We start from the raw sequence: 14003 nt of genomic DNA on the forward strand, positions 1-14003 counted from the left end.
CGGGTAAGCAACGCCACGGTCCCCGAGGCTTGACCATCAGGGGCGTTGTACTCTGATACTGCTAACCGAATCTCGCTCGGTTTCCGGGACGGAACCCGACCCACATTGGAGGCGCAGTGGCCGAGGCGTACATCGTCGGCGCGGTCCGTACCCCCGTTGGCACCAAGAAGGGTGCCCTCAAAGATGTCCACCCCGCGGATCTCGGGGCGCACGTGCTCAAGGAACTGATCGACCGTACCGGGGCGGACCCGTCCGCGGTCGAGGACGTCATCATGGGCTGCGTCATGCAGATCGGTCCGCAGTCCCTGGACATCGCGCGCACCGCGTGGCTGTCGGCCGGGCTGCCCGAGGGCGTGCCGGGCGTGACCATCGACCGGCAGTGCGGCTCGTCCCAGCAGGCGGTCCACTTCGCCGCGCAGGGCGTGCTGTCGGGCACCCAGGACCTGGTGGTCGCCGCCGGCGTCGAGCAGATGGCCATCGTCCCGATGGGGTCCTCGGTCGCCATGGCCATGGAGAAGGGGATGCCCTTCCCGTACGGCGACGGCTGGGCCGAGCGGTACGGCCAGCAGGAGATCTCGCAGTTCCGCGGCGCCCAGCTGATGGCCGAGAAGTGGGGCTTCAAGCGCCAGGACCTGGAGGAGTACGCGCTGGAGAGCCACCGGCGCGCCTGCAAGGCCATCGAGGCCGGGTACTTCGACCGGGAGATCGCCCCGCTGGCCGGGCTCGCCAAGGACGAGGGCGCCCGTCCCGACACCTCGCTGGAGAAGATGGCGGCCCTGAAGCCGCTGCGCGAGGGCTGGGACATCACCGCCGCCGTCGCCTCGCAGATCTCCGTGGGCGCCTCGGCGCTGCTGATCGCCTCCGAGGCCGCCGTCAAGCGGCACAACCTCACCCCGCGGGCCCGGATCCACACCCTCGCGGTGTGCGGGTCGGACCCGGTCTACATGCTGACCGGCCCGATCCCCGCCACCGAGAAGGCGCTGGCCAGAAGCGGCCTGAAGATCGACGACATCGACGTATTCGAGGTCAACGAGGCGTTCGCCCCCGTCCCGATGGCCTGGGCCAAGGACACCGGCGCGTCGCTGGAGAAGACCAACCCCAACGGCGGCGCGATCGCCCTGGGCCACCCGCTCGGCGCCACCGGCGGCGTCCTGATGACCAAGCTGCTGCACGAGCTCGAGCGCACCGGCGGCCGGTACGGCCTCCAGACCATGTGCGAGGGCGGCGGCCAGGCCAACGCCACTATCATCGAGCGGATCTAGCGGCCCCTGCCCGCGCTCTCCGGCGGCTCGCGGACCGGCCGCCGGAGCGCGCGGACGCGCCATCGTCTCGCGGTGGCCGATGTCGTCGGACGGCTGGGAAGCGGGCTGGGCCATGTACGAGACGATCCTTTACGAGGTCGCCGAGCGGGTCGCTCGGATCACCCTCAACCGGCCGGAGGCGCGCAACGCGCTCAGCGACCGGATGATCGACGAACTGCTGGACGCGTTCGCCCGCGCGAGGGACGACGACGGCGTGCGGGTGATCGTTCTCACCGGGGCGGGCGACCAGGCCTTCTGCGCCGGGGCGGACCTCGGCGGGCTCGGCGAGGCCCAGGCGGACGGGCGGCCGGTCGCCGACCCCGACGCGATCCGGCGCAGCGCCCCCTACCGGCTGTTCACGGCGTTCCCCGCGCTCGGCAAGCCGATCATCGCGCGGCTGGCCGGGCACGCGGTCGCGGGCGGGCTCGGGCTCGCCGCGTCCTGCGATCTGGTGGTCGCGGCGGACGACGTCACGCTCGGGACGCCGGAGGTGAACGTCGGGCTCTGGCCGATGATGATCATGGCGATCGTCAACCGGAACGTGCCGCCCAAGCACGCGTTCAAGCTGTACTACACGGGGCAACGGATCAGCGCGGCCGAGGGCCGCGAGATCGGCCTGGTCACCGAGGTCGTCCCGCGCGCCGGACTGGACGCCCGCGTGGACGAGCTGGCCACGGCGATCGCCGCCAAGAGCCCGCTCGGGCTGCGCAAGGGACGCGACGCGTTCTTCGCCATCGAGGGCCGTCCGCTGGACGAGCAGGTGGAGTACCTGCTGGGCGAACTGGTGGCCCTGGCCGCCAGTGAGGACGCCAAGGAAGGCGTTGCCGCGTTCCTGGAGAAGCGGATCCCCGACTTCAAGGACCGCTAGACGGCCAGGCTGAGGGCCCGCTGGATGCGGTCGGCTGTGGCCTGGATGCGGTGCGCGGACGCCTGGATCTTCGGGAGCCGGCCGGCGCGGCAGGAGACGGCGAGGGCGCCCACGACCGTGCCGGCGGCGTCGGCGACGGGCACGGCGGCGCAGCCGGTGCCGAGCGCGTACTCCTCGTGGTCCAGGGACACCGTGGCGGGCTCGGCCAGCAGCTCCAGCAGGCGCCGCTCGTCGGTGATGGTGTTGGGGGTCAGGTCGACCAGCGGGTGCCTGGCCACGTAGTCGCGGCGGCGATCCTCGCTGAGCTGGCGCAGCACGCACTTGCCGATCGCGGTGGCGTGCGCCGCCTCGTCGAAGCCCACCCACAGGTCGACCCGGGGCGCGCGAGGGCCGTCGGCGATGTCGACGACGCGGATCTCGTCGTCCACGTGCATGCTGAAGTACGTCGCCACGCCGAGCTCGTCGCGCAGCGCGATCAGCGTGGGGCGGATCCGGGCGAGGGTCTGCTGGGCCTTGCTCCGCCCGTGCAGGGATTGGACGCGGTCGCCGAGGACCCACACGCCGTCGGACAGCCGCATCGCGTACCCCTCGTGGGCCAGGGTGCGCAGCAGGTGGTACGCGGTGGCGAGCGGAAGGCCGGCCTCGCGGGCGAGCTGCTTGGCCGGGGCGCCGTTGGGATGCGAAGCGACCGCCTCCATCAGGCGCAGCGCCCGCTGCACCGAGGCGATGAGGGTCGGTTTCCGTGTCTCGTCCATCACGGACAGCGAACCCTTCCGCAAAGCCCAGGTCAAGGTCTTTGCCGACACTCGCCACATCGGGCCGCCCGCGCCCGTCGGCAGGAACCGAATGATGGGGTCTACTCAGGGGTACGACTCGGGAGTAACTTACGAGAGAGGCCCGGACCAACGCCCCGGATCCAGGGAGCCGGTATGAGCCAGACGAGCGGCGCGGCCACCGGAGACGCCCAGCAGCCCAAGCCCACCGTGAACGAGCGCACCGCCAGGAAGGTCGCCGAGGAGGCGCGCGACGCCGAATGGCGCCTGCCGAGCTTCGGCAAACAGCTCTTCCTCGGGGACTTCCGGCTGGATCTCGTCCATCCCCACCCACGCCCCGACAAGGCCGCCGCCGAGCGGGGTGAGCGGTTCCTGGCCAGGCTCAAGGAGTTCTGCGCGACTCGGATCGATCCCGCGCGGATCGAACGGGAGGCGCGCATCCCCGACGAGGTGATCGACGGCCTGCGCGAGCTGGGCGCGCTCGGGATGAAGATCCCGGAACGCTACGGCGGGCTCGGACTCGGCCAGCTCCACTACGGCCGCGCGCTGATGGTGGTCGGCTCGGTGAACCCGGCGCTGGCGGCGCTGCTGTCGGCGCACCAGTCCATCGGCGTACCGCAGCCGATCAAGCTGTTCGGCACGGCCGAGCAGAAGGAGACCTGGCTGCCGCGCTGCGCCAAGGAGATCAGCGCGTTCCTGCTCACCGAGCCCGACGTGGGCTCCGACCCGGCGCGGTTGCGCGCCACCGCCGTGCCCGACGGCGACGGCTACATCCTGGACGGCGTGAAACTGTGGACGACCAACGGCGTCGTCGCCGACCTGGTCGTGGTGATGGCCCGGGTCCCCAAGTCCGTGCCCTCCCAGGGGGAGCAGCACCGGGGTGGCATCTCCGCGTTCGTTGTCGACATGGACAGCCCCGGGATCACCGTCGAGAACCGCAACGCGTTCATGGGGCTGCGCGGCATCGAGAACGGCGTCACCCGGTTCCACCAGGTGCGGGTCCCGAAGGCCAACCTGATCGGGGCCGAGGGCGCCGGGCTGAAGGTCGCGCTCACCACGCTCAACACCGGGCGGCTGTCGCTGCCCGCGATCTGCGCCGCGTCCGCCAAGTGGGCCACCAAGATCGCCCGGGAGTGGAGCCGGGAACGCGTCCAGTGGGGCCGGCCGATCGGGCGGCACGAGGCGATCGCGAAGAAGATCGCGTTCATCGCCGCCACCTCGTACGCGCTGGAGGCCATGCACGACCTGTCCGCGCAGCTCGCCGACGACGAGCGCAACGACATCAGGATCGAGGCGGCGCTGGCCAAACTGTGGGCGTCGGAGATGGCCTACCGGGTCGTCGACGAACTCGTGCAGATCCGCGGCGGCCGCGGCTTCGAGACCGCCGAGTCGCTGGCCGCCCGGGGCGAACGCGGCGTACCGGCCGAACAGCTCCTGCGCGACCTGCGGATCAACCGGATCTTCGAGGGCTCCACCGAGATCATGCACCTGCTGATCGCGCGGGAGGCCGTGGACGCGCACCTGTCCGTGGCCGGGGACATCATCGACCCGGAGGCGTCCCGCGCCCGGAAGGCACGCGCCGCGGCCCGCGCCGGTGGCTTCTACGCCCGCTGGCTGCCGACCCTCGTGACGGGCGCGGGGCAGCGGCCCGGCGCGTACGGAGAGTTCGGCCCGCTGGCCAAACACCTCCGCTACGTCGAACGCGCCTCCCGCAAGCTGGCCCGTTCCACGTTCTATGCGGCCGGACGCTGGCAAGGGCGCCTGGAATACAAGCAAGGCTTCCTCGGCCGCATGGTCGACATCGGGGCCGAACTGTTCGCGATGAGCGCCGTGTGCGTCCGCGCCCACGCCGACGGGCAGAGCGGCGGCACACCCCTGGCGGGTGAGACCGCCACCCTCCCGGGCCCCTCGGCGATCAGGCTGGCGGACGCGTTCTGCCGCCAGGCACGAGTCCGCGTCGAGGAACTGTTCGACGGGCTCTGGCGCAACACCGACGCACTGGACTCCAAACTGGCCAAGCAGGTCCTGGACGGCGAGTTCACCTGGCTTGAGGAAGGCGTGCTGGATCCGTCCATCCCCGGCCCCTGGATCGCCGAAGCCGAACCAGGACCCAGCAAACGCGACAACGTACACCGCCGCATCCCCGCCGGCGCCGCGCACACGCCCACCACCGGAGCGTGACAGTTCACAGTATGAAAACGGTCTTCCTGTGCTGCTCGTGATTGCTAGGTAAATTTCGGCACGTCCGGCGACCTGCCGAAAACGGGAGCGGGGCGCGTGAACCGAGCCCGGCTCGGCTACCCCGTGGCGCGCCCCGTGACTGTTTTTATTGGCAAGCACGAGCTGCGCTCCTCGCCTGGCGGCTCGTCGCTTGTCGTGCTTGCGGCGATCGCTGCATCGCTCCGACTCGCCCAGGGGCTCGCTGCGCGATCAGGGTCTCGCTGGCGCTCGTCCCTGCCTTCGGTCGCGATCGCAGCGCTTGGGCGACCGTTCGGGGTTGGGGTTGGGGGCTGGGGTGGGTGCTGTGTTTTATTGGCAAGCACGAGCTGCGCTCGTCGCTGGCGCTCCTCGCTTGTCGTGCTTGCGTGCGATCGCTGCATCGCTTCGACTCGCCCTGGGGGCTCGCTTCGCGATCAGGGTCTCGCTGGCGCTCGCCCCTGCCTTCGGTCGCGATCGCAACGCCTGGGCGCCGTTCGGGGCTGGGGTGAGGGGCTGGGGTGGGTGCGGCTGTGTTCATTTGCAGGCGCGAGCTGCGCTCCTCGCCTTGACGGCTCGTCGCTTGTCGTGCTTGCGTGCGATCGCTGCATCGCTTCGACTCGCCCTGGGGGCTCGCTGCGCGATCAGGGTCTCGCTGGCGCTCGTCCCTGCCTTCGGTCGCGATCGCAGCGCTTGGGCGCCGTCCGGGGCTGGGGTTGGGGGCTGGGGTGGGTGCGGCTGTGTTTATTGCAAGCACGAGCTGTGCTTCTCGCCTGGGGGCTTGTCGCTTGTCGTGCTTGCGGCGATCGCTGGCATCGCTTCGACTCGCCCTGGGGGCTCGCTTCGCGATCAGGTTCCTCGCTAGCTCGGAACCTGCCTTCGGTCGCGATCGCAGCGCTTGGGCGCCGTTCGGGGCTGGGGTTGTTGGCTGGGGTGGTTGGGAGTGTTGCTCGCTTCGCTCGCGATTTGTCTGTCGGGGTGGGGCGGTTGGCTGCGTGGGGGGAAAATTCTTGGGGGGTGGGCCTTGGGGGTGGTGCTGTGGATAGACTGACGCGACCTTTTGCCCGAGGGCCGGCCGTCCTGTTTTGTGATTCACTGGCCGGCCGGACGCCGGTCAACGGCGGAACGCATCCAGCGAGCGGGAAGTATGCAGTCACCAGCTCAGAAGAAGTCCATCACCGGCACGCTCCTCAACCTGCTCGGCAGCGGCAAGAAGGGCGCGCCCGCCGCGCCCGCGTCGGGTGACGGTGAGATCGTCCAGCCGGCGGCCGGTGAGGGCGCCTTGGAGAACCACCTCGGTGGGGACGAGGCGCGCAACTACCGCAAGTACGAGTACGACATGGTCGCCCCGCATGTGGGGCGTTCGCTGCTGGAGATCGGGTCCGGTCTCGGGCACTTCTCCGAGCAGTTCGCCGGGCGGCTGGACTACCTCGCGGTCAGCGACAACGACCCGTACTGCGTGGGCGAGCTGCGCAAGCGGTACGAGGGCGACGACGACGTCGAGGTGCTCCACCTGGAGCTGCCCGCCGAGGTCGGGATCCGGCAGAAGGTGGACACCGTCGTCATGATGAACGTGCTGGAGCACATCAAGGACGACGTGCAGGCCCTGCGCGACCTGGCCGCCGTCACCAAGCCGGGTGGCCGCATCGTCATCTGGGTTCCCGGCTACATGCAGTTGTACGGGGACTTCGACCGCAAGGTCGGGCATGTCACCCGCTACACGCCGGCGACGCTCGGCGCGACCGTCCGGGAGGCGGGGCTGCACGCCGAGGTGCTCAAGCCGATCAACTTCCTGGGCGGGATCGCCTGGTGGGTGGCCGTACGCCGGGGCGGCGCCGGGTATCCCGACCCGCGCCTGGTCAAGATCTACGACCGTACGGTCGTGCCGCTGACCCGGACCATCGAGCGGGTCGTGCGGCCACCGTTCGGCCAGACAGTGTTCTGCGTGGCGCGCGTCCCGGGCTGAGGTTCAGTCGGAGGCGAAGAGGGCCAGGCGGTGGGCGACCGCGGCGGCCTCGCCGCGGCTGGTCACCTTCAGCTTGGCCAGGATGTTGGAGACGTGCACGCTGGCGGTCTTCGTGGAGATGACCAGCGCCTCGGCGATGTCGCGGTTGCTGTGGCCCTCCGTGAGAAGCCGCAGCACCTCGAACTCGCGCGGAGTCAGGCCGAGCGGGGCGGTGTCGTCGCGGCGGCGGACGCGGCGCGTCACCGCCTCGATCCGCTCGCACAGCGGCGCGGCACTCAGGTCGCGGGCCGCCTTGGCGGCCCGTTCCAGGCGTCGCGCCGCCCCCTCGTGGTCGCCCGAGGCCAGCGCCGCTTCGCCCGCGCCCAGGAGAGCCTCCGCCATCGGGTACGGACGCTTCAGCTCCTCCCACGCGGTCGCGGAGGCGTCCCACGCGGCCAGGGCGCGCTCGCCGCGCACACGGGCCGCCTGGGCCTCGAACGCCAGCCGGTACGCGTTCTGGGCGGGGCCGGTGGTGCTGAGCCCGGCCGCGCGCGACTCGATCTGCGGGAACGCGGGCCGACCGTCGATGGTGGCGGCGTCGCCGAGCTCCGCGCAGGCGGCGGCGCCGGTCACCAGCACCGGCCAGGCGTAGCGGGCGTCGTCCGGCAGCCCCGGATGGGCGATCACGTCCCGCACCGCCTCCAGCGCCGCGTCGGGCCGTCCCTCGGTCATCCGCAGCCGCGCCTCCAGCCGCACGGTGGAGAAGAAGTCCTGGGCCTTCTTCCACGGCATCTTCCGATGCGTGATCTCGCGGGCCTCCGCCAGCCGCTCCCTGGCGGTGTCGAGGTCGCCCCGGTACAGCGCGATCTCCCCGTCCAGGACGAGCAGCGAGGTGCGGATGGTGAGCCCGGGGTCCTGCTCCAACGACTGCCGCAGGATCGTGCGGGCCTCGTCCCACCGGCCCAGCGACACCAGCGGCTCGGCCCTGTTGATGGACACGTACGTGCCCTGGGTGCGGGCCATGCCGTGCTCCCGCGCCACATCCATGCCGAGACGGGCGACCTCGGCGGCGTCCTCGTGCCGCCCGACGCCCTCCAGGAAGTGCGACTTGATGACGGCAACACGTAGCTGCGCCTGGAAACTCCCCGCCTGGTCGGCGATCTTCTCCACCTCGCGCAGCGCCGCGCCGTCACGGTCGTAGTCCATGTCGACGCAGAACAGCGTGATGCGGGCGCTCACCTCGGCGGTCATCGATCCGATCTGGCGGGCGATCCGCAGCGACTCCTCCGCCGCCGCGCGGGCCGTCCGGATGTCGGTGGACAGCCGCACGTACGTGGCCATCGCGGCCAGCACGCGGGCGCGCAGCTCGGTGGGCGGCTCGGCCGGCAGGCAGGCCACGGCCTCCCGCAGATCGTCGATGCAACGGGACCGGGCCGTCTCGTAGTACATCCGGCCGCGCAGCTCCAGCAGCGCGGCGCGGCGCGACGCCTGGTCCTCACCGGTGCCCACGGCGCGCAGCGCGGCGCTGGCCAGCTTGATCCCGCGGTCGAACTCCCCGGCCAGATCGGCGGCCGCCGCGGCCTCCTCCAGCACGTCGACATGCCCGGCGCCGATGCGCTCCTCGGCGTCCGGTACGCGCTCCCACAGCTCCAGGACGCGCAGGAGCATCGCGAGCTTCTCGGCGTACGCCAGCGTCTTGTGCGCCTCCGCGGCGGCCCGCCATGAGCTGACCAGCGCCCAGGTGGCGTCGTGCGCCGAGTACCAGTGGTGGCTCAGCTCCACCCACAGGCGCCGCGCCGGCACCAGACCCGGATCGTTCTCCAGGGCCTCGGCGTAGCGGGTGTGCAGGCGGGTGTGCTCGCCGGGGAGCAGATCCTCGTGGATCGCCTCGCGGATCAGGGCGTGCCGGAACGCGTACCCGTCGCCGTCCACGACCAGCACGTTCGCGGCGATGGCCGGTCGCAGCAGCCGGGTGAGGCGGGGTTCGTCCAGCCCCGACACGGCGGCCAGCAGCGCGTGCTCGATGCGGGTGCCGCCCGCGCTGGCGTCGCGCAGCACCTCCTGCGTCTCCTCCGGGAGCCTCTGGACGCCCGCGAGGAGCAGGTCGCGCAGCGACTCGGGCAGCTCGGCATGCTTGCCGTCCTCGCTGCCGTCCTCGCTTTCCAGCAGGAACTCGACGAACAGCGGGATGCCCTCGCTGCGGGCGTAGATCCGGTCCACCAGCGGCGGCGGGGGCTCGGCGTCCATCGCCCCGGCCACCAGCCGCGCGACGTCGGCCTTGGACAGCCGGGTCAGTTCGAGCCGCCGTACCCGCTCGAGCCGTGCCAGTTCGGCCAGCAGGGGCCGCAGAGGGTGGGCGCGGTGCAGCTCGTTGGTGCGGTAGGTGACCACGATCAGCAGCGGTGAGCCGCCGGCGTTGCGGATCAGGAACGCCAGCAGCTCGCGGGTGGACTGGTCGGCCCAGTGCGCGTCCTCGATCACCAGCACCACGGGGCCGCGCTCGGCCAGCCGCTCCAGCAGGGTCAGCACCAGCTCGAACAGCCGGGCCCGCTCCTCCGCGGACGCCTCGTCGGACTCCGGCTCGCCGAACTCCGGCAGCAGCCGGGCCAGCCCGGAGGTGTCGGCCCGCGGCAGGAGACCCGCCACCCCTTCGATGCCGATGTCGCGGACCAGCCCGCGCAGCACGGTGGTGAACGGGATGAACGGCAACCCGTCCGATCCCAGCTCAAGGCATCCGCCCGCCAGGAGCCGGGCGCCCTTCTCCCCGAGGCGGGCCGCGAACTCCCGGATCAGCCGGGTCTTGCCGACCCCGGCCTCGCCTCCGATCAGCACCGCTCCCGGCGCGCGCGAAAGCGACTCCTCCAAGTCGCCCAGCTCGGCCGTCCGGCCGACCATGAGGGACGGCATCGCGCGTATGCTCACGCCCTCAAGCATGCCAAACCCGTCGGACATTCCTGTCACGATTTTTTACCGGTTACGCCGTGAAACTGATGGTCAGCCCGGATTCATCCGCCAGGTCTGGCCCCGGTGCTCGTCCAGTCCGGGCACCGGGCCGGGCGGCAGCGGCGGGTGCACGGTGGTGCGGACGGGCACGCCGACCGTGCCGTCCGCGATGACGCCGCGGGCCTGGAAGTGCCCGTGCGCCATCATCTCGGCCCTGGTCAGCACCGGCGCCACCGGCGCGCCCGCCGGGTAGAGCAGATCGATGGCCTCGTCCCTGGTGAGCCGGGAGATCGCGGCGGCCACCGCGGCGTCCAGCTCCCGCACCCGCGCCAGCCGCTCGGAGAACGGGAGGTCGGCGTGCTCCACCAGGCCGAGCGCACGGCAGGTCGCGGCCCACAGCCGCTGCTCCGACACCACCCCCAGGGTGATCTTGCCGCCGTCCTTGGTGGTGTAGACCCCGTACCCGGGGACCGGGGGGCCGGGCTCCCGCCGGCGCTCACGCGGCTCGGGGACGGTGCCGACCCAGTGCGCCAGGACGTCCGCCATGCCCAGGTCGATGTGGTCGCCGAGCCCCGTCGTCCGCGCCTTCAGGCAGGCCGCCGTGATCGCGAACGCGGCCATCGTCGCCGCCGCCATGTCGGCGACGGGCAGCTCGTCCACGTCCGGCGATCCGGCCTCGGGCGGCATCGCCCCCGTATAGGCGCGGTAGTTGACGTCGTGCCCCGGCAGCGCCGACAGCGATCCGTGCGATCCGTATCCCGACAGCGAGCAGTAGACCAGCCCGGGATTGAGGGCCAGCACCGCCTCGTGCCCGACGCCGAGCCGGTCGGCGACGCCGGGACGGTACCCCTCCACGAAGACCTCGGCCCCGGCGGCGAGCTCCAGGCAGCGGGCCCGGTCGGACGGGTCCTTGAGGTCCAGGACGATGCCGCGCTTGTGCTGGTTGAGCAGGTCGAAATGGCTCGGGAAGGCGCGCATCGGCTCGCCGCCCGGCGGCTCCACCTTGATCACGTCGGCGCCGAGCTGGGCGAGCAACTGGGTGGCGTACGGCCCGGGCCGCCACATCGTCAGGTCCAGCACCCGCAGCCCGTCCAGCAGCGCCATGGTCCCACTCCGCTCCCCGCTGATCGTGACCACGCTCACCCCCCGCGCCCCGCCTCGTCAAGGCGCTCCGGGCACCGGAATGACGACGCCCTTGCCGTTCCTTGGAGCTCTGTTGACGTGCCGTCCAATCCGGGGGACGCTGACCGGGGTAGAACGGGATTCTGCGAGGTCAGAGCCGGTGGAGGTGGTCGGAATCCGATTCTCCCTTTTCTACGAACACCAGCTTCCCCGGCCTTGGGACGACGGCCGGGAGCAACGGCTCTACCAGGACGCGCTCGAACAGATCGAGATCGCCGACCGGGTCGGGTTCGACTACGTGTGGGAGGTCGAGCACCACTTCCTGGAGGAGTACAGCCATTCCTCCGCGCCGGAGGTCTTCCTCGCCGCCGCGTCCCAGCGGACCGAGCGGATCAGGCTCGGCCATGGGATCGTCCAGCTCCCGCACCAGGTCAACCACCCGGCGCGGGTGGCCGAGCGCATCGCCACGCTCGACCTGGTGTCCGGCGGACGGGTCGACTTCGGCACCGGTGAGGCCAGCTCGGGCGCCGAGCTGGGGGGCTTCGGCGTCAAGCGCGCCGACAAGCGCGCCCAGTGGCAGGACGCCATCGACGCCATCACGCGGATGTTCGTCGAGGAGCCCTTCGCCGGGTGGGACTCGCCGTTCATGACGATGCCGCCGCGCAACGTGATCCCCAAGCCCGTCCAGCGGCCGCATCCGCCGCTGTGGGTGGCCTGCTCGCGGCGCGAGACCATCCATTTCGCCGCCCGCAACGGCATCGGCGCGCTGTCGTTCTCGTTCGTCGAGCCCGAGGACGCCGGTGTGTGGGTGGACGAGTACTACCGGCTGATCGAATCCGAGGAGTGCGTCCCGGCCGGTTTCGCGGTCAATCCCAATGTCGCCGTCGTCCTGCCGATGATGCTGCACCGGGACGAGGCCACCGCGATCGACCGCGGTATCGACGGCGCCCATTTCTTCGGTTTCGCGCTCGCGCACTATTACGGCAACACGCCGCACGACCCCGGCCGCACGGACGTCTGGAAGCATTTCCAGGAGCGCAGGGCCGCCCGGGGCTTCTCCCGCGACCAGATCATCGCCAACGCCCGGTCGCTGAACGTCAACATCGGCTCGCTGCGCGGCGCGGTCGGCACGCCCGACCAGGTGGCGGAGCTCATCAGCCGGTACGCGTCGGTGGGCGTCGACCACATCTCGTTCGTCCTGCAAGCGGGGCCGAACCGGCACGAGCACATCTGCGAGTCCCTCGAACTGTTCGGATCGGCGGTCCTGCCGCGCTTCGCCGAAGGGCGGGAGGAGCGCGAGGCCGCGAAGGCGGAGCGCCTGGCCCCCGCGATCGAGGCCGCGCTCGCCCGCCGCGAACCCGCACGTAAGGTCCCGGCGGGCTACCGCATCGACGAGTCCGCGGAAGTGGCCCGTGCCCGCCGTGCGCGCCGCCCGTCGGGTGTCCGCCCCGCCCTCGCCAATACGCGGAACGAGCTACGGGAAAGCGTGCGGCGAAACGCCTTCAAGGCCATCTACCGTTTCGTCGGCAACCGTACCGACGCCCAACTGGAACGACGTTTCGGTCCCGGCGCCCAGCGTCTCTTCTTCGCCGGGATGGCCCGCGCCTACGACCCTTCGGTCAAGCGCGGCTTCCAGGGCGAGCTGGAATTCCGGCTGTCCCGCACCGACGGCGCCACCCTGGCCTGGACGATCGAGGTCCACGACGGCCGGGCCCGGTCCCGTCCGGGGCCGGCCTCGAAGCCCGCCCTCAGGATCCGCACCGGCACGGCCGACTTCCTGCGCGTCCTCTCCGGTCACACCAACCCGGCCACGCTGTTCATGGACGGCCGTCTCACGCTGACGGGCGACACCGAGCTGGCCCCGCGGGTGAGCGAGATGTTCGGCGGACCCTCGCCCTACTGATCGAGCCGATCCCATCTTGCGTTGGTCTTCCCAACGATTTATTGTTGGTCACACCAACGTAAAGAGGAGGGGCCATGCCCACGATCGACGTTCTCGACTCGACGATGTACTACGAGGAGTCCGGCGCCGGGGCTCCGTTCGTCTTCCTGCACGGCAACCCGGCGTCGTCCCGCATATGGCGCAAGGTGCTGCCCGCGTTCGGCGGGCCCGCCCGGCTGCTGGCGCCGGACCTGATCGGCATGGGCCGTTCCGGCAAGCCGGACGTGCCGTACCGCTTCGGCGACCACGCGCGGTACCTGGACGCCTGGTTCGACCGGCTGGAGCTGGACGAGGTCGTGCTCGTCGGCCATGACTGGGGCGGCGCTCTGGGCTTCGACTGGGCGTCGCGGAACCCCGGGCGCGTCCGCGGGGTGGCCTTCTTCGAGACGATCGTCAAGGAGATGTCCTGGAACGATCTGGGGGAGGCGCCGCGCGCACGGGCGGAGGCCATCCGGGGGCCGGAGGGCGAGAAGCTGGCGCTCGACCAGAACTATCTCCTGGAGTCCGCGTTCACCGGCGGCGTGCTCAACCCGCTGAGCGACGAGGAGCTGGAGCCCTACCGCGCGCCGTTCCCGACCCGCGAGAGCCGCCGCCCGATCCTGGAGTGGGCGCGTTCGCTGCCGCTGGACGGGGACCCCGCCGACGTGGCCGAACGGATCCGCCATTACGGCAAGTGGCTGGCCGGCAGTGACAACGTTCCCAAGCTGCTGCTCACCTTCGACTCCTCGCCCACCTTGCTGTTCCAGCAGGGAGGAGAGCTGGTGGAGTGGTGCGCGGCCAACATCGCCGCGCTGGAGATCGAGCACTGCGGCCCGGCCGGGCACCACGCCGCGGAGGACCGGCCGGAGGCCATCGCCACGGCGATCACCGGCTGGGCCCGGAGGCACGGGCTGCTGGGCGGGTGACCGCCGGC

Annotated in this window: 9 protein-coding genes; 6 read left to right on the forward strand and 3 right to left on the reverse strand. The window is 71.4% G+C overall.

Annotation, left to right across the window (positions count from 1 at the left end; all coding sequences use genetic code 11):
• The first annotated feature begins 116 nt into the window (after nucleotides 1–116).
• Nucleotides 117–1262 carry an acetyl-CoA C-acetyltransferase gene (locus QSK21_RS16965; RefSeq protein WP_285696875.1) on the forward strand — a complete coding sequence of 382 codons (1146 nt, stop codon included), beginning with the start codon at nucleotides 117–119 and terminating at the stop codon, nucleotides 1260–1262.
• Between the two features lie 112 nt (nucleotides 1263–1374).
• Nucleotides 1375–2169, forward strand: coding sequence for an enoyl-CoA hydratase-related protein (locus QSK21_RS16970; RefSeq protein ID WP_285696876.1), 795 nt, complete (start codon nucleotides 1375–1377; stop codon nucleotides 2167–2169).
• On the opposite strand, the gene QSK21_RS16975 is transcribed toward QSK21_RS16970, so the two are convergent.
• On the reverse strand, nucleotides 2166–2924 hold the full coding sequence (locus QSK21_RS16975) for an IclR family transcriptional regulator (protein WP_285696877.1): 759 nt from the start codon (nucleotides 2922–2924) through the stop codon (nucleotides 2166–2168). The genes QSK21_RS16970 and QSK21_RS16975 overlap by 4 nt on opposite strands.
• Nucleotides 2925–3098: 174 nt before the next feature.
• On the opposite strand from QSK21_RS16975, the gene QSK21_RS16980 reads away from it, so the two are divergent.
• Complete coding sequence (locus tag QSK21_RS16980) at nucleotides 3099–5123, forward strand: acyl-CoA dehydrogenase family protein (RefSeq protein WP_285696878.1); 2025 nt, start codon at nucleotides 3099–3101, stop codon at nucleotides 5121–5123.
• 1162 nt (nucleotides 5124–6285) lie between these two features.
• Entirely contained in the window at nucleotides 6286–7104 is an 819-nt protein-coding gene (locus QSK21_RS16985) for a class I SAM-dependent methyltransferase (protein WP_285696879.1), read from the forward strand.
• Nucleotides 7105–7107: 3 nt separating this feature from the next.
• On the opposite strand, the gene QSK21_RS16990 is transcribed toward QSK21_RS16985, so the two are convergent.
• Nucleotides 7108–10005, reverse strand: coding sequence for a helix-turn-helix transcriptional regulator (locus tag QSK21_RS16990; protein ID WP_285696880.1), 2898 nt, complete (start codon nucleotides 10003–10005; stop codon nucleotides 7108–7110).
• A gap of 72 nt (nucleotides 10006–10077) precedes the next feature.
• Entirely contained in the window at nucleotides 10078–11130 is a 1053-nt protein-coding gene (locus QSK21_RS16995) for a CaiB/BaiF CoA transferase family protein (RefSeq protein WP_285696882.1), read from the reverse strand.
• 178 nt (nucleotides 11131–11308) lie between these two features.
• On the opposite strand from QSK21_RS16995, the gene QSK21_RS17000 reads away from it, so the two are divergent.
• A complete protein-coding gene (locus QSK21_RS17000; RefSeq protein ID WP_285696884.1) occupies nucleotides 11309–13051 on the forward strand; it encodes an LLM class flavin-dependent oxidoreductase in 1743 nt (580 codons plus the stop codon).
• 74 nt (nucleotides 13052–13125) lie between these two features.
• Nucleotides 13126–13995: a haloalkane dehalogenase gene (locus tag QSK21_RS17005; RefSeq protein ID WP_285696886.1), complete on the forward strand. Its 870-nt coding sequence runs from the start codon at nucleotides 13126–13128 to the stop codon at nucleotides 13993–13995.
• Nucleotides 13996–14003: the final 8 nt, after the last annotated feature.

Source organism: Actinomadura sp. NBRC 104412, assembly GCF_030269515.1.
In the GTDB taxonomy this organism is placed as follows: domain Bacteria; phylum Actinomycetota; class Actinomycetes; order Streptosporangiales; family Streptosporangiaceae; genus Spirillospora.

Bases quoted from the DNA above. Each gene is read 5' to 3' on its own strand.
- QSK21_RS16970 (WP_285696876.1), top strand. From the start codon at position 1,375: ATGTACGAGACGATCCTTTACGAGGTCGCCGAGCGGGTCGCTCGGATC.
- QSK21_RS16975 (WP_285696877.1), bottom strand. From the start codon at position 2,924: ATGGACGAGACACGGAAACCGACCCTCATCGCCTCGGTGCAGCGGGCG.
- QSK21_RS16980 (WP_285696878.1), top strand. From the start codon at position 3,099: ATGAGCCAGACGAGCGGCGCGGCCACCGGAGACGCCCAGCAGCCCAAG.
- QSK21_RS16985 (WP_285696879.1), top strand. From the start codon at position 6,286: ATGCAGTCACCAGCTCAGAAGAAGTCCATCACCGGCACGCTCCTCAAC.
- QSK21_RS16995 (WP_285696882.1), bottom strand. From the start codon at position 11,130: ATGGCGCTGCTGGACGGGCTGCGGGTGCTGGACCTGACGATGTGGCGG.
- QSK21_RS17005 (WP_285696886.1), top strand. From the start codon at position 13,126: ATGCCCACGATCGACGTTCTCGACTCGACGATGTACTACGAGGAGTCC.